The sequence below is a fragment of the Kothea flammea genome, assembly GCF_052161645.1.
Taxonomy (GTDB): Bacteria; Planctomycetota; Planctomycetia; order Pirellulales; family Pirellulaceae; genus Laterigemmans.
In genome coordinates, this window is record NZ_CP197414.1 from 7317702 (window position 1) to 7341907 (window position 24206).

Genomic DNA, 24206 nt, shown 5'->3' on the forward strand with positions numbered 1-24206 from the left:
CATCATGAATCAACCACGCCGTCGCCCGCCGCAGATGACGCTCAGCTTTATGCTGATGATGAACGTGGTTGTTTGCGGGATCCTGGGAGCGATCTACTGGGCCTCGCAAGTCCCGGCGATTCGGGATGAAATTAGCATGATGTTTGGTGGCCGCGCCGGCCCGTCCGAGCCAGGGCGTACAACACATATGATTTTCTTAATCTTCACCTACTCGGCCCCACTGCTGCTCGCCGGCCTGCTTTCCACAATCATGGCCGTCTGGCGAATGCTCGAACGTCGCCGCTGAATGCTTGCCGCTAAGAGTGAAAGATAAATGCGGCTGCCAGGAATTGCTCGCGACTGAGAACTCTCCGGGATTCGCATTTCCCCTCTTGCGCGATCATTTCCGCGACCTCGGAGCGCGATTTGCAACGCTCTATTCAATCGTTGCCTTTGCCAATTCGAGGACGCGGCACCAAAGCATCTTGCCGGTTGCCAAGCTCCTACCCGTTTTTGGAGCAATGATCGCCATGAGACCAGCACTGACGTCGCCGGCCCTGAAGCAAGTAGCCGGACTGATCATATTGGTCGGAGTGATCGGCGTGGCCAATGTGTCGCAGGGACAACCACATCCTTATAAGGCTGATGGATTTAATTCCGGAACCTACCAACCCCGCGATGCATTTGCAGATAAGTGGCTTGAGGCCCCCAATTTTTGCGAAGAGGCGCTCGAAGAAGCTTATGAGCCGAACTATGCTCCCGACGCGAACGTTTCGGCGATGCGAGCACCAGATCCTAGTCCCTGGGAACTCTCCGGTGATCGGCCTTTACCGCCGGGCTCAACGCTTTCATCCGAACCTGCTCGCGTCCCCAGCGATCCTTAATGGGTGGACAATTACTGGGTCAACGACTACGGGCTCAACGATTCATGGCTCGCTGATCACTGGGCTTTGAGGATCCGTTCCAATGCGGCCGAAAATTGCGCGGTGGCAAACACATTCGAAATCCTTTTCATTTCGTCTTCTGGTAGATCTTTACCGAGCGGCCACTCGATAGCGTTGGCTTTCGCAATCTGTTCCATGTCCGCCATGAAAGCCTTCATGTCCCGCGGCCGAATGCCACTGTGGAAAGCGACTTTGCCCTCGCCATCAATGATCACAATGCTGGGAAAACCACTTACACCATAGGCATCAGCCGTTTTGCTTTCAGTGATCGCAGTGCCATTGTCGATCGCCGAAGGTGTCTCCCAACCCATCGATTTTTTCAATTTGATGATCTGTTGCATATCGCCGTGGGCGGTATGAATCCCCAGAAAGACAACGCCGCGTGGTTCAAATGTCTCGGCAAGTGACTGCATTGCCGGAATCATGTTGATACAGGGACCACACCACAGTCCCCAGAAATCGAGCACCACAATTTTGCCACGATAATCGGCCAAGCTGCGTTGTTTTCCATCCGACCAAGAACCGACCAACCACTCGGGCGCTGGCGTGGCGACTGGCAGCGGCTCGGTCTGCAGCGGCTCAGTTCGTTGCGATTGACTGCCCGGCTCTGTCGCAGTATCGGTCGCGGCGGGATTCGCCGCTATGACAAGTTCGGCAAGTCGAATCGTCGCGATCGTGTTCTCAGCAGGCACATCGCTAACAACCAACCGAGTCGATGCGGCTTGATTGCCGTAACGAGCCGAGACACGGACGAGCCCCCGCGGAAGGTTCTTCAGCAACGCCTCTCCTTTGACGTCAGTTCGCGTCACCTCGTAACGCAACGAATATGTGTTGCCTGGTTCCACCACGGCCCCCGGCACCGGCTTCCCCGCTGCATCGACGACGGCGACTGGAAGGTTATAGCCATTGGCAAGTTGAATCGTACCAAAGTCGATCGGGAGAAAATCTTCTTTCGCATCGACATCAGGGGTATCGACTGCCGCAAATTTATCCTTATTGATGAAAACACTAAATTGCAGAGCACCGTACCTTTCCGCTAGTCCACTGGCGATGGGGAACTCCAGTTGGAAGCTTCCCTCCGCATTGGTCGTTGTCGATTGTGCCTGCACCGCACTGCCTGCGCCGGCGGTACCAAAGGCTAGGCCCACTCTGGCGTTGGCCACGGGTTGGTCATCTTCATCCACCACGCGGCCCGTCAATTTCTGGATCGCGATCGGTGCGTTTGATTTCAGCTGATAACGGAGCAACGGGACTCCATCCTTAAGCGACACGGTGGCCTCGGTAACCACAGCTTTTCGCCCCTGCTGATCGACCAACTCCGTCTTGTTGGTGTTGGCAAGCTTCTCGGCGGAGACGACTTGCGTGTTATCAAACAGCGGGTCGGCGACGATCTCTCCTTGAACATTGACGATGCCCACGATCAACGCCCCGCTGGCACCAACTTGAGTCAGCTCGCCACGGCCATTCGCATCCAATAGTCCAAAGGCCCGCGGTGGAGATTTATCCCAGGAAAATGATTCGCCTTTCAGCCAAGCTGCTCGCTTTGCCGGGTCGCTCTCTTCGGTGCTGCTAATGAAGGGTTGATCACCAAGTTCCCCTTCGCCTTGAACTTGCCAAACAGCGCCTTTGCGGGCGCGGATGTCAAGCCGCGTTTCAGGGTTTTCAGGTGTCGTCGCAACGCTCACCATCGCCTCCTCCGGCAGCAACCAATAACCTGGCTTCAGCCACGGAAACCATAATTTGACTTCGCCCATCGGTACTTCAATGCGATAATTGCCCTCCACATCGGTCCGGCATTTCGGAGCCCGCTTGTCGAGCTCTTGCGCCGACTCGACCAGAAAACCAACTTCCGCATCCGCCACCGGCTGGCTCGTTGCCGCATCAGTGACGCGGCCGACAATAGCATACTTAACCGCTTCGCTGTCCGATGCGATTGTTGCCTCCTGCGGTTGCGTCTGAATTTGCTCCGTCTCAACTTGCTCCGTCTCAGCTTGCTGGCTCAGGCCAGTCACACACAACAAGCCGATGATTGCGACTGCGATGGTCGAACGCAGCCAACTACTTCGCTGCGGCTTCAGCAACGCGTTGATGCGGGTACCGACTTGCGAATGCCGACTGGCCATTTGCACCAGTCCGAACTGATTACCAGGACGTTGGGCTAACTCCAACAACAGTTTCGCATACGATCGGCGCTGAGGTTGATCCAGCGGGGCTGTCACCGCCGCGTCGACGGCTAATTCAATTTCGCGTCTCAACATGCGAGCATTCCAATAGACTAGTGGATTGAACCAATGGATGATTGTGGTCAACTTACAAAGACCCATCAGCAACGGGTCCCAACGACGAATGTGCGCATACTCATGGCGAAGAATCGTTTGCAACTGGTCCGCCGAAAAGCGGGCAACCAATTCGCCTGGTAGCAAAATAACGGGACGAAAACAGCCAGCCACCGCCGGTCCCAATTCGTGCTCCGTGACCACCACGCGAACTCGCCGTCGCAGCCTCGCCGAACCGCTTGGCGTTTTGCAGAACAATGAGCCGACACTGCCATCGAAGAAACGCTCGCGGAAGGACTTTGCCGCGGCGCGAATACAAGCATCTTTGGAAACGGCTGCCGCGTAGAAGCGCTTCCCACTGGCCTCCTCAATTCGCACCGCCCCCTTGTCTACCAGCCGATTCAGCAGCGTGCGGATGGTGCGGTGACTGCGCTCGCGGATCGGCTGCACGCGAGCGATAATCTCAGCCGGAGTTTGCGGACCGCCCTCCCAGACGCTGTCCATCACCTCCCACTCCGCTTCCGTAATCTCCAGCTTCGCCTGCTCGCTCAATGGGGCACCAGTTACTACGAGTGTGATACATGGCCAGCTGGCTGGTTATCACAGGCATAGTAATGCGTCAAGCAAAAATTCTGAAAGTTTGCCCAGCACGGTCTCTGACCTAGCCAATCAGTCGCGAGTTGCCGCGAGTTGTCAGAGAAAATTCGATATCTGGGAACCGGTTTGCAATCGTTGCGTCAAGCAGTTTGAAAAATGTCTTGCGAACCAAACAGCTCAACGCGAGGTTAATGAATGCGTGTCTTTCCCAACATGAACGGGTTTGTGGCGAACCTAAATCAGTATGGTGCCTCGGGGCAGCAGGCGCAGGCAAGCTGGACGCTTCGGGTTTCAGCGGGAAACTTCTCCCCGATGCTCGCCTGGATTGAGAGCAACGCCGCAGTGATCACTAAGATAATCGATTCCCTAGATGTCACCGAAGAATATATTAACGTGGAGTCGCGGATTGCCAACAAACGCAAGGCGGAGCAACGACTGTTGAAGCTGCTAGAAAATCGCAGTGCAAAATTGGAGGACGTATTGGTTGTTGAGAAAGAGCTAGACCGCATTCGCGAAAGCATTGAACGGATGGAAGGGCGGTTGCGATTCCTTGCTGAAAGAACCTCACTGAGCACATTCAACTCACCGCCGTTGCTCGGTCCAACAACCAATCCATGGCTCAAGCCGGATTCGGGACGCGAGTCAGGGAAACCTGGGCAAACTCGATCAACAATTTGACCACTTTCCCAATCGCCGCGATACTGATCTTCGTGTCACTCGCCCCCTGGCTAACTATCTTGCTGACCATCAACCTGATCGTGTTGCTCTGCTGGCGAATTCATCGCTCGTTCCGTAAAAAAACCGCTACGGAACAGCCAATTCAGTCTTGACCCTCACGTCCTGTCTCCAGTAACACCCGATCTCAAGAGACTGTCTCGCTCGGCAGACCTGCTCCAGGTGGTGGCAAACAGCTTCGCCGGCCTCACAGCAGGCACACTTGGCTCGACAAATTTTGGCGAGAACACCTCATGAATCATAGAGTGGGTCACGTACCGTGAGATCTCAATGCCGTAGAGACGTCAATGCCAGGATTAACAAAACAATTATTTAAGAACAACCGCTTGAAGCACATTCGCCACCGTATTGAATTCTGGGGAATGCGCGGCTTGGCGGACCTGATTCCGTGTCTATCCCGGCGGAACTCACTCAAACTGGCCACCGCCATCGGCTGGGCTGCACACAAAGTCGACCGTCGCGGCAGAAGACTGGCCGAGCGAAACCTCAACTCCGCGAGGCAAACCGGCCAGCTCGAAATCCATGACAGCGATATCCAACCGATTATCCGCGACTGTTACCAGAACTTTGCTCGTAATTTCATCGATTTGTTTTGGCACGCGCGGATCAATGCAGAGAACCTGGCTGAGTGGGTTGATTTTGAGGGAGCCGAGGCACTCGATCTAATTCGCGATAATCCTCGGGGGGGCATCTTGCTGACGCCACACTTTGGATCATTCGAGTGGTCGAGTTTGATCGTCGGCCTATTGGGAATCAAACTCAACATCGTTATTCGCGACTTTCGCAATCCGTTGGTAAAGGCTGTATTTACGGACGCTCGTCAAGCCAACGGTCACCAGGTTTGCGATCACGAGCGAGTTGCATTGCGATTAATTCGTTCGCTACACCGCGGCACGAGCGTGGCAATGTTGTCGGATTTGGCGGTCCCTCCACAACGGGCTGCGACTTCGGTCAACATGTTTGGCAAACAAACGACACTGACGACGTTACCCGCGGAACTGGCAATCCGCTGTTCCTCGCCCATAGTGGCCGCCATTTGCGAGCCATTGCCGCACGGTCGTGCCAAGCTGAAAATTGTAAAAGTCGTCGACCCACGCCTGGATGACACGAGTTCGCCAGAGTTGGCCAAGCATTACACGCAAACCATTTGGGATGCGTTCGAGGCGGAAATCAAACGCAGTCCCACCTGCTGGCTATGGATGTACAAACATTGGCGATTCAGCAATCACGCGGTAATTGCCCCCGTTGCTGAAGCGACTGAGCCCGCTATCAAAAATCGAACTAAAGCGGCTTAATTCGCCGCGTCGAACGTCAGCTCAATTGCGTGTGCGATATAAAAACGCATCCGAGGTCAGCAGTGACGTCAGCAGCGAATTCATACTACCGCCGTTATCTTTATAATCGCGGTATGCTTGCTGCAACACGGGACGATCATTTAACGTTTCGTTGCGGCCCATCCAAAACCTAAACGCGTGCCGCACGAAAACCTGTTCGGCTCGTTCGCTTTCAGCAATTCGTTGAATCATCTCGATCGCATCGGCAACCTCACCGTCGAGCGCGTCATCCCCTGAGTCAACAATCTCGCCGCTTGTATCGACCGGTTGGCCCAACTCTGTTTGACGATACACGCCGGCGTGATTGTACATCTCAAAGGGCAGCCCCAGGGGATCCATCTTTTTGTGACAAGTCCAGCAATATCCTTCCCGGGTGACCTCCATTCGCTCGCGAAGCGTCGTGGCTGGCTCATCGGGTAACATTGCATCCACTGTGATCGGCACGTCGGGAATACCACCACCCAGCAATCGCTCACGCACCCAGCGTCCGCGGTGAATTGCATGATTATCCATCGCGTCGGAATGCGAAACGAGCCAACTGGGTTGCGTCAAAATACCCAAGCGTTGGCCTTGTGGTACGGTTGCCAGCACGCGTTCGGGTTTCATCGAACCGTTGCCGAAGCTGCGGCGACTAACACGAGCGTAAATCGGTGGGCCAGATAGTTTTGCTTTGGCGATATTGTGGTTAACATTCTGTGGCTTTTGCTTCTCGGGCTTTGGAGGTTTCTTTCCAGGATTGGCTCGCTTCCACGCCTCCAACTCCTTCGCCGCCAGCTTTGCCGCCGCCGCGGTTGCCTGCTTAGCAGCGGCGACCTCTTCCTTTGTCCGCTGCCTACCAAAATAGAAATTATCATTTTTGGTGGCGACCACTTTTTCCGTCGTCAACAACTGCTTAAAAACATCGCGATCTTCCTGCAGGATCAGCTCAATCAATCGATCCGTGCTGGCAGTCGCATCGAACATTGCCAGATAGTGGGCCGTGCCGCGTGTGTTGACTCCAGTCTTTGCCAACGACTTGGAGTCTTTGCAAATGTAGCCCCCCAAATCGTAATCAAAGTATTCACGAAAAAAGCGCAGCACGCGTGGCTTGCGAATACTTTCATCGGCCAGCATCCGCTCAACTTCGCGTTTCACATCCGCTTTGGTCCGCATGCGTCCGCTAGCAATTGCTGCTCGCAACTCTGCGTCTGGCTGGATGTATCTCAGTGCATGGTTTACTGCCAACCCCAACTCCCAGTCCCGCAGCATCACGCGTCCATCAACATCGGGTGTGCCATATTCAACCAGTTCCGGGCGGAATAGTGCGTCGCGATCGAGAAAAATGGCGGATAACCCCAGCATCACCCCATCTTCCTTGCCTATCTTCTCGATCGATCGTTGCACGATCTCCAGATAACTAGCTGACTCCTCTTCGCCAGGAGGCCGAAAGGTTAACGCTTCGAAGAGGAAATCGACGGCGGCTCGCAGGCTGGCTTCACTTACACCCTCTTCGCGCATCAACTCGTACACGGGCGTCATTGGCCGAGCGACTTTTGTGTTATACACAATACTGGTAGGCAGCCCACGGATGTCGCCTTCCATCTTATATGTCTGCGGGTCATCCGTTATTTGTTCCGGATGGGCGATACTGAGTGGACCGTAAGCCATATATCGCAAAATATCCTCGGCAACACTTAAGATCTGCGTCGCCTCGGCGCTATTGACTGAGTAGAAATCGGGGTAGTTTTCTAGCCCGTGAGTTCGCGCCGAGGACAGTACGACTGGCACGCTCTTCACGGCGGTCGCATACGCAACCGTGCCACCTTGCCACTTGATGATCCGGTCGGTGCCAAAATAAAGTTTGCGTTCCCCTCCGTGATTGGTGGGGACGACATCACCATGAGTCCGTAAGCCGGGCTTTTCTGGGTCAAACTTGGGTTCTCGGTTGATCAACTCATTTAATCGGGTGATATGCTCCGAGGGACTGACCCGCCATAGCCGAGCCGGTGTAGAGGTGGGGACAAGCTTGATCTCCGCAGGCAGAGGCCCAAACAGCAGTTCGTGATCGACGAAATTGGCTTTTTGTGGATCACGAGGCGCAACAAATCCACCTTGATCATGCATCACGCGGCTCAATTCAGCCACGATCCAATCGGAAAACTGTAGCCGCTGAACCACGCCAGGCTGTTCCATCTCCGCCGGTGGCATCTCTTTCAAAGTCACCTGCGCCCAAATCGCTGTCCAAACTGCCGCGTTGACTTCGTCGACCGGCGCTAAATCATGCAATGATAGATTGCCTTCGGGCGCTGTTTCACCGTGGCAATCGAGACAGTGATTCGTGACAAACGTTTTGGCAAAGCTCTCAAAGTCTTTGTCGATTTTCTGCCCGGGCGTGTAAGTTTCCCCCTTAGCTATGGACATCACACTCAAACAAAGCAGCATGATTGTCGTAGCAACACAAACCTTACTCATGCCAACACTTCCTTGAGCGGACCGTGGCCAACATCAAACTTCTTCGCCAAATTTTCGTTCATGTTGAAACGATCGCAATTTTGCCCCGCGGCCCGTAACAGCGACGTAAACAAAGCGTTTATCGGTCGTTTGCCATCCAACTGTGTAAAGCAACCAGTCTTAAAAGCACCATCGAAGTTACCAAGTAGCATGACCGGCCAATTAGCACCGTCGGTATGCTGTTTATCCGCGTTGTTGCTGGTGTAGACGATCAACGTGTGATCCATCATGGTGCCACTCCCCTCCGGCACACTCTCCAGTTTTTCCATGATCCGCACCAGCATGCGGCTGTTGTATTGGCGAATTTTGATCCAGATTGGGTTATCGGGTTGGTCCATGTGCCCCAAGTTGTGACCCTGCTGGTCGATCCCCAACCCCTTCCAGGCACCAAAAATTTCACCCCGTCCCGAACCAATGGTGAGCGTGTTGGTGATACCTGAGGTCAGCGCCGAAATACCGAGATCCAACAACACATCATGCCAATCCGTTTCAAACTGGGGATTGCTATATCGTTCGTCTACTTGAGGAGCAAACTTACGCAGGTGGTCGGCTACCGTATCAAGTCGGTCGCGAAGTCCGTTCACTTCCTGGAAACCTCGCACGTATTGACCGTACCGCCTTCTGTCGCCGCCTGGCAGCGCTCGACCTTTGGCTGCCGCCAAGTTTTCAATCTCAGTCAACATACTCGAGCGTGCTTCGTGCTGCCGCCGAATATCACCGGTGGAGATCCCACCATACAATGTTTGATAAAGCTGATTTGGATCGGAATACATAAAAATCGGCTGACCCGCACCGCTCGCTGAGAGCGTCGCCAAAGTCGGCTTGGTCGTCATGTTCTCAATCGAGTCCATGCCGATGCAAAGGTGTGGCAGCAGCGTCTGCGGCAAGGCTTTGCTTAGTTCGTAATCAATCGTTGCGGCACTGGGGGGAACTCCGTCGCCACCTCGATAGCCGCCCAGGGCGCCAAAAAATGCACTGTGGGCAGGACTGGTATGTTTGCCGTGCAAACCATTGATGATGTGCAACCGCTCCTTGTAAGGTTCCAGCGGTTCGATGGGCTGTGGAAGTTTAGCTTTCGCCAGGGAACCGCTACTGGGCATGCCCGCCGGGATACAGGTCTTCGGATCAAACCCCTGGTTCTGCATAAAAAAGATGACTCGCTTGGGAGTCGTCGCCCTGCTCGCTGACAACGCGTTCGGTGAAGCCAGTTCGCCACTTGAAGCCAACAAGCTCGAGGGGAACAAAGAAGCACCCAATGCGGTGCCGACACCAGCCGCCACTCCCTGCAACATGTTTCTACGGTTGAGCATGGTTTATCTTTCAACGCGGATAACTGCCCGACAGATTTCCCAATCTGCCGCCCAAAGTTGCGATTGCCTCAGCCATTGACACTCGCCTGAGATTAGTTTTAACAGGCTGACGAACCGACGCAACTAAATTCCCCTACCGGCCCCCCAAAAATCGAGCAGACAGCCGCCACCACCAGCTAATCTCCTGGGCTAAGAAAACGTAAACGCGCCGGGTTGTGAGTATTGTTTCGCGAATACCTTACGGTGTCGGGGCGCGAGTTACTTAAGAAGCCTACACAAAAATAGAGTGAAAACGATTCTCCGCCTCCGCGTCGCCAATTACGACCATTTCAGTTCCGGGCAACAAAACGCTGGCCGCATCAGGATTCATTTCGGTTTTTCCGTCTCGAACGACCGCGACAATGCTGCAACCGGTCATGTTACGAACCCCGCTTTCAGCAATCGACTTGCCGTGCAACTTTTCTGGGGTCGGCAAACGAAATACGTGCAGGCCTTCCGCTAACAACAGAACATCAGTGCGGCGCAGCAAATTAAATAAAGCATCTGCCCCCGTGGTCGCGTACGAGAGCACAAAATCCGCTCCAGCTCGATGCAATGTCGAAACGTTCCGCTCGACGTTCGACCTTGCCAGAACTTGCACATCCGGTCGCAACCGCCTGCAGTAGAGCGTGAGATAGACATTCATGTCGTCATCGTGAGTGGTAATCACCACCGACGAGCAATCTGTGATCCCCGCGCGGATCAACACCTCGTGTTCCGCTGCATCGCCGAGGATGTAGTGGGCGGTATTGCGTATTCGTTGCGATTGACGTTCGATAATGCGATAGTCAATTCCTTGACGGGCAAGCGACGCACCCACGGCGCGGCCGACGCGACCACCGCCAATAATGATGACAGGTTTTTCATTCGACTTATAAATGCAAAATAACGCATCATACTGATCGAGCTGCTCGCGGGATCCGGCGAAAACCAAGACGCTATGCTCATGAATCACGGTGTCAGGGGTGGCAATTTCAAACTTACCCCGCTCCCAAACCCCAATCACATTCACGTTGGCGTAATTGCGGAGACCGATTTCACGAAGCGACCGACCAATCAAAGGAGTGCCCGATGCGGAAGCGTCAGCGACCAGCAAATCATCGAATTCCCCAATCACGTGACACTTGGAGTCACGTCCGAGCACTCGGCGAGCGATCGCGTAACCGAGCATTTCTCCCAACTGTAGCACTCGATTACAACCTGCCAATTCCAGAATGTCGACCGATGCTGAGGAGGAAGCAGTCGCCACGACCGGAACTCGCTCAGTGATCTCACGAACGGTAAAGGCGATGTTGGTGTTTGCCGTGTCGGAGCGATTAGCCACCACCAACGCCGCTCGCTCGGCCCCGGCCAGACGATACGTTTCCGGATCGTCAAACGGCCCAACCATGACACGAAAACCTTGATCGTGTAAGGGCAACGCGTCAGCCAATTCGTCGACCAGCAGTAAATAGTCGATGTGGGACTGTTCAAGCATGCGGATTAACGCCCGCTCGATTGGATTGAGCTTGGTGAGTATCACATGGTCTTTCGTTTTCGCACTAACCGACGTTGGCGCGCGTGCAGCCTCGCGGGCTTCCATCCAAGGCAAAAAGAAAAACTGAATAAACGTAAACGGAAGCAAGACGAGCAGGAAAATCGTGCCCGACAACAGCACGACCACTGAAAAAACCCTTCCCAGATCCGATTCAAAAGTAATATCGCCGAACCCCAGCGTCGACATGACAACGAATGTCCAGTAGAACGCGGTTGCCCATGAATGTGATTGCCCTTCGCGAGCCATCAAAACATGAAATGTAATGCTAAAGCAAATAAGCAACGCGGCAAAAATCAGCATCAGCCACATCAATATTCGCAGGTTACGCTGCTGGAAACGATTTCCCAGAAAGGAAGTCAAAATCGAAGTGGTCGACTTCATAGCAGAATATCGCGGTGGCGGAATTGAACTGAATTGCTAGGCACTTTTCCGAAAGCGGTTAGCCAATTTGACGCAAGCCACAGCTCCCGGCGGATTTCAGATAGGTGTCCAAGCCTACGAGAACTGCTACTCAAGCTAAATCGTAACGAACTATGGCAATAGATGGAATCCAGTGTTTCGTATCCAGGTGAATGAAGATTTGGCTGGATTTTTCCGCTCAGCAAATCCTTGGCAACTGCTCGCCAACCGGCATGGGAATGATACGATTCGCACCGAAGGGAGTCTTGGCGACGACCAACTGATGTTCGTCTCGAATGATTCTACCGATTACGGCGGCCGCACGGCCAAGCCGATTTGCCCGCAGCGCAGCGAGTGCCGAGCTCACCTGCTCAGCAGGCACCACCGCAACCAATTTTCCCTCATTTGCCGCTTGCAACGGATCCAACCCGAGAAATTCGCAGGCCGATCGCACCACCTCGTCGACTGGAATAGCACGTTCTTCAAGCTCGATGCCACAATGAGAAGCCGCCGCGATCTCATTTAACGTAGTCGCCAGTCCGCCCCTGGTTGGATCTCGTAAGGTTCGCAAATTGGGGCAAGCCTTGATCAACTCGTGCACCATGCTAGTCAGAGAAGCCGTATCGCTGCAAATGTTCGATTCGAACTCCAACCCTTCCCTCACGCTCATGATCGCCATGGCGTGATCAGCAAGCGTTCCGCTGACCAGAACGACGTCACCGGGACGCGCCCGATCGATCGAGATATTTCTATCTGATGGCAGCGCGCCGATGCCGGTGGTCGTGATATAACAACCGTCACCGTGCCCCCGCTCAACAACCTTCGTATCGCCAGCAACGACGCTCACTCCCGCCTCGCGGGCCGCCCGCGCCATATCATCGGCGATTCGCAGCAACTGTTCAATCAACAGCCCTTCCTCCAGTATAAAACTGGCGGTCAAGTAAAGCGGTTCGGCGCCACTCATGGCCAGGTCGTTCACCGTTCCATTGACAGCTAGATCACCAATGCTGCCACCAGGAAAAAATAGCGGTCGCACCACAAATGAGTCTGTGGACACAGCAACGCGACGGCCCGGTAGTAATAAAGGAGTGGAATCACCCAGTGATGCGTGCGGACTACCAAAAGCGCGGAGGAAAACGTGTTCGATCAGCTCTGACGAGAGTCGACCGCCTCCGCCATGGCTAAGCACAACGTGCGGGTAATCTCGCAAAGGCAGGGGACAATTTGAGCCAAACATTTTACAAACTGCCGTATCGACCATAGTTATAATATGCCGCACAAGCCCCTTCGCTGGAGACCATCGTTGCGCCCAACGGCGTGCGGGGCGTACACGCCTTGCCAAAAGCTTCGCATTGATTCGGCTTGATGATCCCTCGCAGCACTTCACCCGCTCTACACTGGGATGGCTCGTCCGCGCGCGTATGTCTAATATCAAACTTTTTCTCGGCATCAAAATCAGCGTACGCCTCCCGCAGGCACCAACCGCTTTGCGGAATCTTGCCAATGCCTCGCCAGCTGCGGTCGGTAACTTGAAAAACCTCATCGATAGTGTCTTGCGCAGCCATGTTTCCAGCTTCGCAAACAACACGCTCATAGGCATTCTCCACAACCGCTCTGCCCGTCTCTAACTGGTTGACCGTTCGCCGAATCCCTTCCAGCAGATCCAGTGGCTCAAATCCAGTAACCACGATTGGAACTCGAAAACGATTCGCCAGCGCATGATACTGTTGATAGCCCATCACGCTGCAAACATGACCAGCAGCCAAAAAGGCTTGCACCCTATTTCCGCTGGATGTCAAAATCGCTTCCATCGCCGGAGGAACTAAGACGTGCGAAACCAATGCGGAAAAATTGCTGATTGACTGCTGCTTCGCCAACTTGATCGCCATCGCGTTGGCCGGCGCGGTCGTTTCAAACCCAATCGCCAAAAAAACGATTTCCCGACTGGGATTCTGCCTTGCCAACTTCACCGCATCGAGTGGCGAATAGACAATCCGCACGTCTCCACCAGCCCCCTTTACCCGCAACAAGTCCTCCCGCGTTCCCGGGACTCGCAGCATATCACCAAAAGAGCAAAAGACAACTTCGGGTCGAGCCGCCAGTTTTAACCCCTGATCAATCACATGCAGCGGTGTGACACATACGGGACAGCCGGGGCCGTGGATCATTTCAACCTCGGCGGGCAACAGCTGATCAATCCCGCTGCGAATCAGCGAGTGCGTTTGGCCACCGCAGACTTCCATAATCGACCAACGCTTTGTCACCATACGACGAATGGCCGAAAGCAATGACTTGGCTTGCTCGCTATCGCGAAATTCGTCCAAGTATTTCATGTTCAACTCCCCGAGGTTTCGCCGGAGTCCGCTGCTGAGGGTTGATCGCTAGCCCGCAGTTCGGCCAGCTCCGCTTCCAACACGCCCAGTTCCGCAAAAGTTTGTAATGTCCGCAGCGCCGATGCTTCATTTAGCTTGCTAATCGCGAATCCCACGTGGACAATCACGTAATTACCGACTTGCGCTTCCGGCAAATAGGCTAAACATACTTCTTTGATGACGCCTCCGAAGCTCACTCGGCCCATCGGGGTTCCTTGGTCCAAATAGATTGTTTCGACTTGCCCTGGAACGGCTAAGCACATGATCCATTGGCTCCTTTCTCACCAGGGTAATCTACCGCAAGCGAGTCAGTGGGAACATTCGCCCGCTGGAAAAGTATTGTCTGATGCATTTGTGACTTTGCGACCATCGCCTGCCCCAACGCCAGCCCGCCATCATTTGGCGGTACCGTCCGATGGGTTAAGCATTGAAATCCGGACCGTTCTAGCCCATCTCGAACCAACCGCGTTAACACCATGTTTTGAAAGGTGCCACCTGTTAATCCAACGGTGCCTAACTCGACCTCGCCAAGTGATTCGCGAGAGGCTGATCTGAGGTGGAGACAAATGTCGACCGTCGCACTGGCAATCGTTTGGTGAAACCTGGCAGAAATTGTCCCTGGCGGCTTGCCTTTATCCAGGTCGCGACAGACTTGCCGTAATAACTCGTGGACACCCAGCGTGGGCGTTGAATCGGTTGTCCACTGAAAGCGATAGGGGGCAACAGCCTCGGCTTGATCGAATTCCAAGTCAGCAAGCGATTCAAGCTCCAGAGCCGCCTGTCCTTCGTAATCAATTTCGTTCCGCAAGCCGAGCAGCGACGCGACGGCATCGAAGAGCCGCCCCATGCTGCTGGTTAACACCGTGTTGATGCCTCTCTCCAGTTGCCTCCGCAAAATTTGCAACTCATGTCCGGTAAAATATCGCACGCATGGTAAATCACTTTTCCATGGTAACCTTGCAGCGTGCAGAAACGCCAACGCCGTCTTGGCTGGTTTGCGGATGCAACTGTCACCACCGGGGAGAGGCAGGTAACTTAGATGAGCCGCGCGACGCCATGACAAAGCGCTCGCCACCAAGATCTCACCACCCCAAATCGCTCCGTCGGTACCATATCCCGTGCCATCAAAGACACAAGCGATAATTGGCTGCGTGGCGGGTAAGCCACGTTCGGCAATTAATGCTGCCGCGTGGGCGTGGTGATGTTGAACTTGGAGAAACCGGGCGCCAAAGCGTGCGGCTTGCTGCTTTGCCCAAGCGACCGACAGGTAGCCGGGATGCTGGTCAGCCACAACGTATCGGGGGCTTGCTTGATAAAGCGATAATAGTTGCGCACAGCTCGCTTCCAAAGCCACAAGCGTTTCACGATTGCCCATGTCACCGATGTGTTGCCCCATCACCGCGGCGGGGCCAACCGTCAGGCACAGCGACATCTTTTGTTCCCCACCAACAGCCAGTAGACAGCCCATCGGCGGGTCCATTTCTCCATGCTGGTCAATGTCGACTGCCAAGGGTGCGTAGCCACGCGATCGCCGAATCGGAAATGCTTGCCGGCCCTTGCTGGCATCACTGCCAACTCGCCACACGCTATCGTCACAAACCGCGTGAATGGGACGATTGTGGAGCAGGAAACCGTCGGCCAGATTAGCCAGACGATCCATGGCGTCAGCATTCTCGAACGCGATCGGTTCATCCGCCAGATTTCCCGAAGTCATGACCCAAACATCGCCACGCCGCAGCAACAGATGGTGCAGTGGCGAGTACGGTAACATAACGCCAACGTACGGATTACAAGGAGCCATCGCTTCCGGGAGCGAGCCGATTTGTTTCTTCAGCAACACAATGGGACGTTGTGGCCCTTCCAACAAGCCAATACTTGCCGGCTCCAGTTGAGCAATACTGGCCGCTGTCTCGAGATCGGCAACCATGACGGCCAGCGGCTTGGCGCGCCGTCGCTTTCGTTTCCTTAATAAATTAACTGCCGCGACGTTTCTCGCATCACAGGCCAAGTGAAATCCACCCACACCCTTGATAGCCACTACCTTTCCTGCTGAGATCACTTGACGAACAACATTTACGGTGTGCATGGTATGTTGAATCCCGTCGCGGAAATAAATCTTAGGCAATTTATTTGCCGCGCTCACATCGCCTGAGCCGTTTAAGTACCAAATAGCTGGCCCGCAATGGTGACAGGCGTTGGGCTGCGCATGAAAACGTCGCTCGGCAGGCGATGAATATTCGACCAAACACTTCGCGCACATGGCGAATCCTCGCATTGTGCTATGCTCACGATCAAACGGCACGGAGATTTGAATCGTAAAGCGAGGGCCGCAGTTGGTACAATTAATAAATGGATAAGCAAAGCGTCGATTATCCGGATCGCGAAGCTCATCTAGACAATCTGCGCAGATGGCCATATCGGGCGATACGCTGGCCGTCGGCGGACCATCGATCTGACTGTCAAGAATACGAAAGCTCGTTTCCTCTTTAACGGTAGGCAGCACTTGCTGGTCGAGGGATTTAATGACGGCAAGCGCTGGAGCGTTTGTCGACAGGGCGGTGATAAAACCTTCCAGGTTCTGCCGAGTTCCTTGAACCTCAATGGTTACACCGTGCGCATCGTTGCAAACCGAGCCGCTGCAGTGAAACTGGTGCGCCAACGTCCACACGAAGGGACGAAAACCGACTCCCTGGACGACGCCTCGGACGATTATTTTCTTGCGCAGAACGCTCAATGACTCAGGCTAAAAATAGGGAGTGGCTTTGATCCGTGCGGACAAACTAGGCTGGCAGACCGTGACCAACCAGCTAGCCCCAATTCCAGAACGTGATCGACAATTGCAGCACCGTCGCAATCGAGACCCACACAAAATAGGGTAATTGGGCGATGGCGATCCATTTGTAGTGCTGCCAAATTGCCACCACCATCCAAATGATTGTGCCCCACACGATGACGATGTCGATCGCTGCCAGCGGCAAGTTGCGCAGCCCGAACTGGATGGGGGTGAAGATCAAGTTGGCAATCAAATTGATCGCGAACGGCAAAGCGGCCTGCCACGGCAATCGCTTACGCAACGCTTGCACAAAAACAAAGCCAAAAGTGACCATGATGATGGGGTAGATCACCTGCCACACGAGGCCAATCGTGGAGGGCTCAGGGGTCCACGCTGGTTTTTCAAGCGAGTTGTACCATTCGATCCAAGGCATTTGATCTTTCTTTACCAATGAAAATACGGACAGCGGCCACCATTCTACGCTTTTACGAATCCCCGTTCATCTGGGTGGATGCACAGCCGATACCCAGCGGCCAGCTCGTTGCAAAAAATTCCCGAAAAACCTCGCGCGCGACAGCCGCGAGTCACCGCACGAACCACGAGGGATAGCTGCCTAGCGATCAGCCTGCCGCTGATTAGGTTAACCGATCGCTGAGGCAGCGACGCGAGTAAAATACATGGGCCAACCACCGTTACCTAGCATGGTGGACTAAGGCATAATTATCTTTTAGGCTGTAGATTCCACCGCTTCCCAAAATCGCATTCTAATTTTGAACGAAATCGTTTACTTCGATCGCTACCAGAACAAGCCCTGCATCGAGGAGGTGTACGGCGACAAATATCTGCGTTGGACGTACGGCACGTCGGCTGGGAAGCTGGCCTTGGCCGCTTTTGTCAAACGGGCTTGGTTTTCCCGCTGGTATGGCTGGCGAATGGACCGGCCGAGTTCACGTCGCAAGATTGCTCCTTTCATCGAGCAATATGCAATTGATCGCGACGAGTTCACCCGCCGTCCCGATGAATTCGAGAACTTTAACGAGTTCTTTTATCGCCAACTGAAACCCGCGGCTCGGCCGATTGATCCCGATCCCGATTCGGTTGTTTTCCCAGCGGATGGGCGCCATCTTTGCATTCCCGACCTCTCGCGAAACGATGGCTTGCTGGTAAAAGGCGAGATGTTCGACCTGGAAACTTTGCTGGCAGATGCCAGCTTGGCAAAACAATTTGCCAACGGCTCACTACTGCTGTCGCGGCTCTGCCCGGTGGATTACCACCGCTATCACTTTCCGGCCGCGGGCAGGCCCGGACCGGCGAGATTTATCAACGGTCCACTCTATTCCGTAAACCCGCTGGCGCTCGTTCAAAACATTCAAATTTTGGCAACCAATCGACGGGCGATTTCAATATTGGAGACAGACTTATTGGGCCGCGTCTTGCTGCTGGAGATCGGCGCGACATGTGTTGGCGGAATCTGCCAGACCTATCAACCAGGGGCCCACGTATCGAAGGGCGAAGAGAAAGGATATTTTCGGTTTGGTGGCTCTTCGACCATCGTGATCTTCGAGCCTGGAAAGGTGCAGTTTGCCGACGATCTGCTGGCCAACTCGGCACAGCAAAGAGAATTGTATGCGCGGGTCGGTGATCGGATGGGAACCATCCTGGCAAGCTAGGATTCGCGGCAGCGATTAAACTCGGGTCAATCGCGAAATTCGCCCGGTGGCGACCCACTCGGCAACGAAGATATTGCCTTCCGCATCGAAGCAAGCATCGTGCGGATGCACGAACTTGCCTTGCTGCCATTGGTCTTCTCGCGTGCGAATCACGAATCCGTTATTGGCGTCACGGTCAGCCAAAATTCGCTCCGAGTCGTCACCGAGTCTCGCGACGACGACGTTGTTTTCGTCGAGCAGTGTCACGCGGGCGACCAATTCGGGAATCAACATTAAATTGCCGAAAGTCTCAGCATTCGCGGGCAGTGCAAAACCGCTGATCGTGTCGCGATATTCACCTTTGAGATCGAAAGTTTGCAGCGTGTTGTGAGCACGATCGGCAACGACGATTTGCGATTCGCTTCCCGGGCGACGATCGATCGCGATGCCGTGGGGCAAATTGAAAGTTCCCCCGCCTTGGCCCTCGCCACCGAAACACTCCAGCCAGTTGCCATCCTTGTCGTAGCGATGAATGTAGTACGATCCATAGCCATCGGCCAACAAGAATCCGCCATCATCAAGGAAGGCGAAGTTGGTCGGCATAAAAGCGTCTCTGCCCCAGCGTTTGGCCGGATTGGAGGCTTCATCAGCTCGATAGAGCTTGCTGGCCATGGGGGCATACTGTTGCCACACCAGTTGGCCGTCCAACGTGAACTTGGCGATCGTTTTGGCTTGTTGATAAGCGGCAACGTAGATGAATTCCTCGGAGCCTTCGCGACGGATGTTGATTCCGTGACCACCGCCTTGAAATTGGGCTCCAAAGGCTCTTACCAGCTTGCCTGCCTGGTCGAATATGAAGATTGATGGATGGTCGGCCAGGCTGGCGTTACCTTCGTGGATCACATACAGCAAGCCGCCGCTGTCGACAGCCACGTTGTGAGTTGTCTGCCAAGTGTAAGGTTTCGGCAATTCGGGCCAGGCATGTTGCACTTGGTACTTGTAATCACCTTCGCCAATCAAGTCTTGAGCAGCAGTGCGTTTGCCGGTGATAATAGCCGGAAAACCGATCGCGGCAACGGCCAACGAGGATGTTTTGATGAAGCCGCGTCGTGACGAATGTTGAGCAGTAGCCTGAGCCATGGTGGGATGTCTCCGATAGGCGAAAAGAAGTGGGGCTATGGAACTCTATGATACCCGCTGCGGCGGCCGTCAAGTTACGCAAAGTACTCAACTGCGTTTTGAAACATTTGCAGCCCATCGCCGGCGGCCGGCTGGGTTGTGCGGCGTGTCCAAAATGGATGGTGCGTGGGATCCAGATGCCGCTCGGGATGCGGCATCAAGCCAAAAATGCGTCCCGTCGCGTCGCAGATGCCAGCCACGTTGGCTGCCGCCCCGTTGGGGTTGTCGGGAAAAGCCAATGGCTGATCTCCCGTTTCGCCGCTTGGCGTTGCGTACCGCAGCGCCAAGCGTCCGGCGGCGGCTAATTCATCTAGCACCGCGGGGGTGGCTGCCATGAACTTGCCTTCGGCATGAGCCATCGGTAGGTACATCTGTTCGATGTTCCGTAAGAAGACGCAGGAGGCCGAGGCCCCCGCCGGGTGGTCAGTCCGCAGGTGCACCCAGCGGTCCTCGAAGCGACCGTGGTCATTCCAGGTGAGTGTTGCGGCATTTGCGGTCGACAAGCCGCGAGTCAAAATTCCCAGCCGCATCAAGACTTGGAAACCATTGCAGATCCCCAATACCAACCGATCCTCTTGGCAAAAGTATTCGACCAAGTCACTTAAATGACGAGCCAAGCGACTGGCCATGATCCGACCCGCGGCAATATCGTCTCCGTAGGAAAAACCACCCGGGATGCAGAGGATTTGGTATCGATGACCCAACTGCGGATTTTCGATCAGACGATTGATATGGACTCGTTCCGAAACACCCCCAGCGGTGTCAAAAGCATGAGCCGTTTCCTCATCACAATTAGTTCCGGGGGCGCGGAGAATTAAAACACGAGGGGCAGCGATCATGGCGGCAGATGACACAGGCGGTAACGAATCAGAACGGCAAAAAGATGCTTCAGTTTATAAGTCTTCGCCTGAACCAGCGAGGGGAGTACGCTGTGGCGGCGATCGATTTAGCGGCGAGGTATGACAAACGGGGTGTCAAATTTGAAAAGGAAACGTCTCATCCAGCGGCAGTTGGCCAACTTCGACGAGAAACTCTCCCAGCCGCTCGGTAACCACATCAACCAACTGCTGGCCCTTGGCGGCCGAGGCGGCATGCGGGTTCCCAGAGCCGGTGTTGGTGGTCAACAAATCCCAACGTCTGGTAATCGAAACCCAACCAGCGTTGACGGCTGTAAGCCGCGTGGGGCGAGTTTCCCCCTGGTCGGCTCGCAATTGCCCATCGTCAGCATGGCGAACTAGCTGCGGCGCGCAGGCCATAATCACCGAGGTTTCCATTTCTCCCGCATGGTCTTCGCGTTCGCTAAAAATGTCATCGTAGCAATCGGACACCATGCGAAACCAATCACACGAGAACAAATGAACGTCGGTTTTTCCCGCTAATTCCCGCAGCAATGGCTTCATTTCATTGCCGCCGTGGCTGTTGAGTATCAACAGCCGGCGAATGCCGCTGCGAGAAACCGACTCAATTAAGTCGGTAATGAATGCGTATAAAGTCGTGGGGCTAACATTCATGGCCAACGGCAAGTAGCGCATATTGGTCTCTGTGCCGTACGGAATGGTCGGCAGCAAAGCAACTCGGGCACCCCGCTTGTGGGCATGTCGACAAGCCGCTCGTCCAATCAACTCGGCTTCAATCGAATCGGTGGCGTAAGGCAGATGCAGGTTGTGCGGTTCGGTGGCGCCGAGTGGCAACACGACGGTGTCGAGCGGAGCCGCTTTCAACTCGGCATAGGTCATTTCGGCCAGCACGAAAGCTTCGTCACCAGCCTGGGCGAGGGGCACGAGCGGGTTTGGGCTGGCAGGATTTGGGCTGGCAGGATCGGGTGAGGGCATGCAAAAGACTCCGTGTGATGCTAGGTGAGAAAACTGCCCCAATCATGAGCCGGTTAGTAACTGCCGTCGATCCGGGGTCGGCCTTGCGCGGCGATCAGCGGGTCATTCCAAACAATCTGCCCGCGTCGTTGGCGTCGCTGAATGTCTCTCAACACTTTGTTCCGCCGGACTGCCGGTTCATAGTCGGGGCGATAATTCATCGTCTCGCCAATGATCTCGCGGAGCGTTTCCGTGGCTAACACGCGGACAGACATCACCGGGTCATCAAGCAATTCAATGAGCACCGCATCGCCACCCCGCTTCAGCTGTTCGGGCGAAAACCCGGTCAGCAAGCCCCACACTTTACCGGCCGCCTCACCTTCGAATTCACCAACCGCCGCCCCAATTAGCGCTGCAGCTTGGGGTCCACGATTCATCACGGCCCGCAGATCACCAACCAGCAGGGGCCAATGGGGAAAGTGCTCCGGTTGGCTGAGGACACCTTGGGGGCCAAACATGACGTCGACCATCCCTAAGTGCACGAGCGTGCGGGCCGCCAACGCGCTAACAGCCGGCGTGCGGAATCCAATAGCCTCCCGCAAGCTAACCTCCAGTGGTTGCTCGCCGTTGACAAATTCAGCCAAGCCTTGCTGCGCCAACACCTCGGGCGAATCGGCTGCTGGCGGCGCGGGGTTGGTCCACTGCAAAGGGGCCGAAATCAGTCCACGCTGCGGCTCCATGCCGTTCAGCAAACGGCAAGACTGACCCGTATTGAGCGAGACCGGGGTGGGGGCTTGGCCAGGCACCGTGGCCCTGGCGAACCAGTCACCCCGTCCTTGCAAAGAAACTAAGTCAGTCACACACATTGAATTTTGCCCCTCCAAGGGATTGGCACCCGGTGGGCGTTGAAAAGCGACCGACATAGCCACCGCGGTGCCTGCCGCAGTTAACCGATAACGCCCGCTGGCCGACGGGGTTGCCAACTGAACCCCAACTGGACCTCGCGTGGCAACGATCACCAAGCGACCAAAATCAACCGTCAGCATCAACGAACCAGGCTGATCAACCGTTTCTCCACGCAGTCGATTCAGCCGCACCGCACAAGGGCCGATCACGTTCACCTCGAGACCACCATCGAGCAACAAACGGGCCCGATATGTCGGCGGGCAACCCAACACCTGCCCCGATGACAACTCCCGTTCAGCGGACAAACGATTCCACTGGCCAGTGGCCGGATCCTGAGTCATCAACAAACCACCATCGTCCTCCACGGCACCCAACACGAAACTAGCCGATTTGCCATTGGCATCATTCTCAGCACCGGCGTTCGCACTCGGCTGGCCAGCCATGATGGCCGCGTCGAGCGGATTGACTGGCGGTTCAGCGCTGGCATTCGAGGCATCAGCCACAGGCGGTTGAGGTTGCGTTGTAGGTCGCGGCTCGGTAGTGGGTTCAGGGTCGACAGTCGGTTGTGACTCGTTAGCAGGCTGGGAGTCAGTAGCAGGCTGCGGTTGGGTAGTAGCAGGCTGTGGCTCGGCAGAAGGCTGGGAACCGGCGGGCGGTGGTGCGTTCGCCGGAGCGGGCTGGGGTTCCGGTTTCGCAGCAGTCGGTTCATTGTTCGAAGAGTTGGGAACCAGCGCTTGGGGCGTTTGCTCGGCGAGGCTGTTTTTCGCCTCCGCGTCCGACTTCGCCTCAGCTTGGTCGGCCATTCGCCGTTGTCTATTTTCAGACAAAGGTGCGAACGTCTGTTTAGCCACAAACAAAAAGGCGGCCGCCAGCCCGAGAGCGACCAGCCAGGGAGTAACTCGAGATGGACGTCCACCGGATAGCAGCGGCCCGATCGCTTCCAGGCGTTCTCGCGAGCGATCCCCGGCGCTGGCTGGCGAACGACGCGCAGCAGCTCGATTGCTCGACGGATCAGGCTGGGCGTGAGACTTGCCGGTTTGCCCTTGCGCCGCGGCGGACGGATCCTTGGCTTGATTCTTTCGCAGTGTTTTCCGTGCGGCCGCGAAGGTGGCATGCAAATCGGGTTCAGCAGCCATGCGAGTTGCCGCTTCAGCAACTCCTGAATCAGCCGGTCCGACCGGTGGCACCTGAGTAGCACCGGCAAGTCCGGCTGCCGCGGCCTGAGCCTCGTCCAGTTCGGGGATGGCGGTGACCGCCTCCGGGCCTGCCGCCGCGTTGGCCGCGCGTAACTGATAGACGCGCTGCCGCAACTCGGTGGGAACCTCCGCCGGTTCACCGAGCACGATCGCCAATATCTGGTGACTGGCAGCGACTTCAGCCAGCTGAGCATCGGAAGCCACGCATTGACGCTCCACGTCGGCCGTCAATTCGGGAGCCAGCGTGTCGTCTAAGTACTCGGCAATCGCGTTGGGGTCATCGGTGGGACCAACCGCGTCTGGAACCGGCGCGCCGACTGTCGGGCTGGACATCACCTCCCGAATCCGCTTTACCAAAGCAGAAGCGATCGAGCTGGACTCAACCTTCTCACCCAAAGCTTGCTCGTCAGCAGGCTCCAAGGTGCGGTCCAGAAAAGCTAATAAAGTACGGAGGGTGAGACGCATGATGAGAAACTCTGGTACAGAAACACCGGGCTAGACATTAGTAATAGTGCGGCTGGCGACTTGGTTCCGTACAAAATAAGCTGAAAAACTTTCCCGCAGCAAAAATCCGCCGCACCGCCAATGCATGAACAAACGATCAAACCACTCGAGCTAGCCAACCAACCGATCGGAACTGTTACGATAACCGTGGCTAGCGCCAAAGCGGCTAACAGCTA

The 24206-nt window shown here is 55.3% G+C and carries 18 protein-coding genes; 5 read left to right on the forward strand and 13 right to left on the reverse strand.

Going from position 1 to position 24206, the window contains the following annotated elements; all coding sequences use genetic code 11:
- Positions 1-4: 4 nt before the first annotated feature.
- Both SH139x_RS27320 and SH139x_RS27325 read left to right on the forward strand, forming a co-directional pair.
- Positions 5-286 (forward strand): hypothetical protein, encoded by a 282-nt coding sequence (locus tag SH139x_RS27320; RefSeq protein WP_488352883.1) that lies wholly within the window; start codon positions 5-7, stop codon positions 284-286.
- A 223-nt stretch (positions 287-509) separates the two neighbouring features.
- Positions 510-863, forward strand: coding sequence for a hypothetical protein (locus SH139x_RS27325; protein ID WP_488352884.1), 354 nt, complete (start codon positions 510-512; stop codon positions 861-863).
- Between the two features lie 56 nt (positions 864-919).
- On the opposite strand, the gene SH139x_RS27330 is transcribed toward SH139x_RS27325, so the two are convergent.
- Positions 920-3751, reverse strand: coding sequence for a M56 family metallopeptidase (locus SH139x_RS27330; RefSeq protein WP_488352885.1), 2832 nt, complete (start codon positions 3749-3751; stop codon positions 920-922).
- 240 nt (positions 3752-3991) lie between these two features.
- Between SH139x_RS27330 and SH139x_RS27335 the strand changes: the two genes are divergently transcribed.
- Positions 3992-4474, forward strand: a complete 483-nt coding sequence (locus SH139x_RS27335) for a DUF4349 domain-containing protein (protein ID WP_488352886.1) — start codon at positions 3992-3994, stop codon at positions 4472-4474.
- A gap of 344 nt (positions 4475-4818) precedes the next feature.
- Complete coding sequence (locus SH139x_RS27340) at positions 4819-5826, forward strand: lysophospholipid acyltransferase family protein (protein ID WP_488352887.1); 1008 nt, start codon at positions 4819-4821, stop codon at positions 5824-5826.
- A gap of 21 nt (positions 5827-5847) precedes the next feature.
- Here the strand turns inward: SH139x_RS27340 and SH139x_RS27345 are convergent, their stop codons facing one another.
- The 8 genes from SH139x_RS27345 to SH139x_RS27380 all read right to left on the reverse strand — a co-directional run bounded on the left by SH139x_RS27345 (position 5848) and on the right by SH139x_RS27380 (position 17218).
- Complete coding sequence (locus SH139x_RS27345; RefSeq protein ID WP_488352888.1) at positions 5848-8265, reverse strand: DUF1588 domain-containing protein; 2418 nt, start codon at positions 8263-8265, stop codon at positions 5848-5850.
- A gap of 47 nt (positions 8266-8312) precedes the next feature.
- A complete protein-coding gene (locus SH139x_RS27350; protein ID WP_488352889.1) occupies positions 8313-9665 on the reverse strand; it encodes a DUF1552 domain-containing protein in 1353 nt (450 codons plus the stop codon).
- Positions 9666-9936: 271 nt separating this feature from the next.
- Positions 9937-11622, reverse strand: a complete 1686-nt coding sequence (locus tag SH139x_RS27355; protein ID WP_488352890.1) for a potassium channel family protein — start codon at positions 11620-11622, stop codon at positions 9937-9939.
- A 217-nt stretch (positions 11623-11839) separates the two neighbouring features.
- On the reverse strand, positions 11840-12877 hold the full coding sequence (gene hypE, locus SH139x_RS27360; RefSeq protein ID WP_488352891.1) for a hydrogenase expression/formation protein HypE: 1038 nt from the start codon (positions 12875-12877) through the stop codon (positions 11840-11842).
- A 1-nt stretch (position 12878) separates the two neighbouring features.
- Positions 12879-13973: a hydrogenase formation protein HypD gene (hypD, locus tag SH139x_RS27365; protein WP_488352892.1), complete on the reverse strand. Its 1095-nt coding sequence runs from the start codon at positions 13971-13973 to the stop codon at positions 12879-12881.
- Positions 13974-13975: 2 nt separating this feature from the next.
- The gene (locus SH139x_RS27370) at positions 13976-14218 is read right to left on the reverse strand and encodes a HypC/HybG/HupF family hydrogenase formation chaperone (protein ID WP_488352893.1); all 243 of its coding nucleotides are present in this window, start codon (positions 14216-14218) and stop codon (positions 13976-13978) included.
- Positions 14219-14265: 47 nt separating this feature from the next.
- Positions 14266-16746, reverse strand: a complete 2481-nt coding sequence (gene hypF / locus SH139x_RS27375; RefSeq protein WP_488352894.1) for a carbamoyltransferase HypF — start codon at positions 16744-16746, stop codon at positions 14266-14268.
- A 73-nt stretch (positions 16747-16819) separates the two neighbouring features.
- Positions 16820-17218, reverse strand: a complete 399-nt coding sequence (locus SH139x_RS27380; protein ID WP_488352895.1) for a TspO/MBR family protein — start codon at positions 17216-17218, stop codon at positions 16820-16822.
- Positions 17219-17555: 337 nt separating this feature from the next.
- Here SH139x_RS27380 and asd point away from each other — a divergent pair, with 337 nt between their 5' ends.
- Entirely contained in the window at positions 17556-18455 is a 900-nt protein-coding gene (gene asd, locus SH139x_RS27385) for an archaetidylserine decarboxylase (RefSeq protein ID WP_488352896.1), read from the forward strand.
- Between the two features lie 15 nt (positions 18456-18470).
- On the opposite strand, the gene SH139x_RS27390 is transcribed toward asd, so the two are convergent.
- The 4 genes from SH139x_RS27390 to SH139x_RS27405 all read right to left on the reverse strand — a co-directional run bounded on the left by SH139x_RS27390 (position 18471) and on the right by SH139x_RS27405 (position 23991).
- On the reverse strand, positions 18471-19574 hold the full coding sequence (locus tag SH139x_RS27390; RefSeq protein ID WP_488352897.1) for a twin-arginine translocation signal domain-containing protein: 1104 nt from the start codon (positions 19572-19574) through the stop codon (positions 18471-18473).
- Positions 19575-19648: 74 nt separating this feature from the next.
- Positions 19649-20449: a phosphoribosylformylglycinamidine synthase subunit PurQ gene (locus tag SH139x_RS27395; RefSeq protein ID WP_488356109.1), complete on the reverse strand. Its 801-nt coding sequence runs from the start codon at positions 20447-20449 to the stop codon at positions 19649-19651.
- A 138-nt stretch (positions 20450-20587) separates the two neighbouring features.
- On the reverse strand, positions 20588-21445 hold the full coding sequence (locus SH139x_RS27400; protein WP_488352898.1) for a creatininase family protein: 858 nt from the start codon (positions 21443-21445) through the stop codon (positions 20588-20590).
- 53 nt (positions 21446-21498) lie between these two features.
- The gene (locus tag SH139x_RS27405; protein ID WP_488352899.1) at positions 21499-23991 is read right to left on the reverse strand and encodes a hypothetical protein; all 2493 of its coding nucleotides are present in this window, start codon (positions 23989-23991) and stop codon (positions 21499-21501) included.
- Positions 23992-24206 lie beyond the last annotated feature (215 nt).

Excerpts from the sequence above, each read along its gene's own strand:
- SH139x_RS27325 (WP_488352884.1), top strand. The coding sequence starts at position 510 with ATGAGACCAGCACTGACGTCGCCGGCCCTGAAGCAAGTAGCCGGACTG.
- hypE (WP_488352891.1), bottom strand. The coding sequence starts at position 12,877 with ATGTTTGGCTCAAATTGTCCCCTGCCTTTGCGAGATTACCCGCACGTT.
- SH139x_RS27345 (WP_488352888.1), bottom strand. The coding sequence starts at position 8,265 with ATGTCCATAGCTAAGGGGGAAACTTACACGCCCGGGCAGAAAATCGAC.
- SH139x_RS27400 (WP_488352898.1), bottom strand. The coding sequence starts at position 21,445 with ATGCCCTCACCCGATCCTGCCAGCCCAAATCCTGCCAGCCCAAACCCG.
- hypD (WP_488352892.1), bottom strand. The coding sequence starts at position 13,973 with ATGAAATACTTGGACGAATTTCGCGATAGCGAGCAAGCCAAGTCATTG.
- SH139x_RS27340 (WP_488352887.1), top strand. The coding sequence starts at position 4,819 with ATGCCAGGATTAACAAAACAATTATTTAAGAACAACCGCTTGAAGCAC.
- SH139x_RS27405 (WP_488352899.1), bottom strand. The coding sequence starts at position 23,991 with ATGCGTCTCACCCTCCGTACTTTATTAGCTTTTCTGGACCGCACCTTG.
- SH139x_RS27335 (WP_488352886.1), top strand. The coding sequence starts at position 3,992 with ATGCGTGTCTTTCCCAACATGAACGGGTTTGTGGCGAACCTAAATCAG.
- SH139x_RS27370 (WP_488352893.1), bottom strand. The coding sequence starts at position 14,218 with ATGGGCCGAGTGAGCTTCGGAGGCGTCATCAAAGAAGTATGTTTAGCC.
- SH139x_RS27350 (WP_488352889.1), bottom strand. The coding sequence starts at position 9,665 with ATGCTCAACCGTAGAAACATGTTGCAGGGAGTGGCGGCTGGTGTCGGC.
- SH139x_RS27390 (WP_488352897.1), bottom strand. The coding sequence starts at position 19,574 with ATGGCTCAGGCTACTGCTCAACATTCGTCACGACGCGGCTTCATCAAA.
- SH139x_RS27355 (WP_488352890.1), bottom strand. The coding sequence starts at position 11,622 with ATGAAGTCGACCACTTCGATTTTGACTTCCTTTCTGGGAAATCGTTTC.
- SH139x_RS27320 (WP_488352883.1), top strand. The coding sequence starts at position 5 with ATGAATCAACCACGCCGTCGCCCGCCGCAGATGACGCTCAGCTTTATG.
- SH139x_RS27380 (WP_488352895.1), bottom strand. The coding sequence starts at position 17,218 with ATGCCTTGGATCGAATGGTACAACTCGCTTGAAAAACCAGCGTGGACC.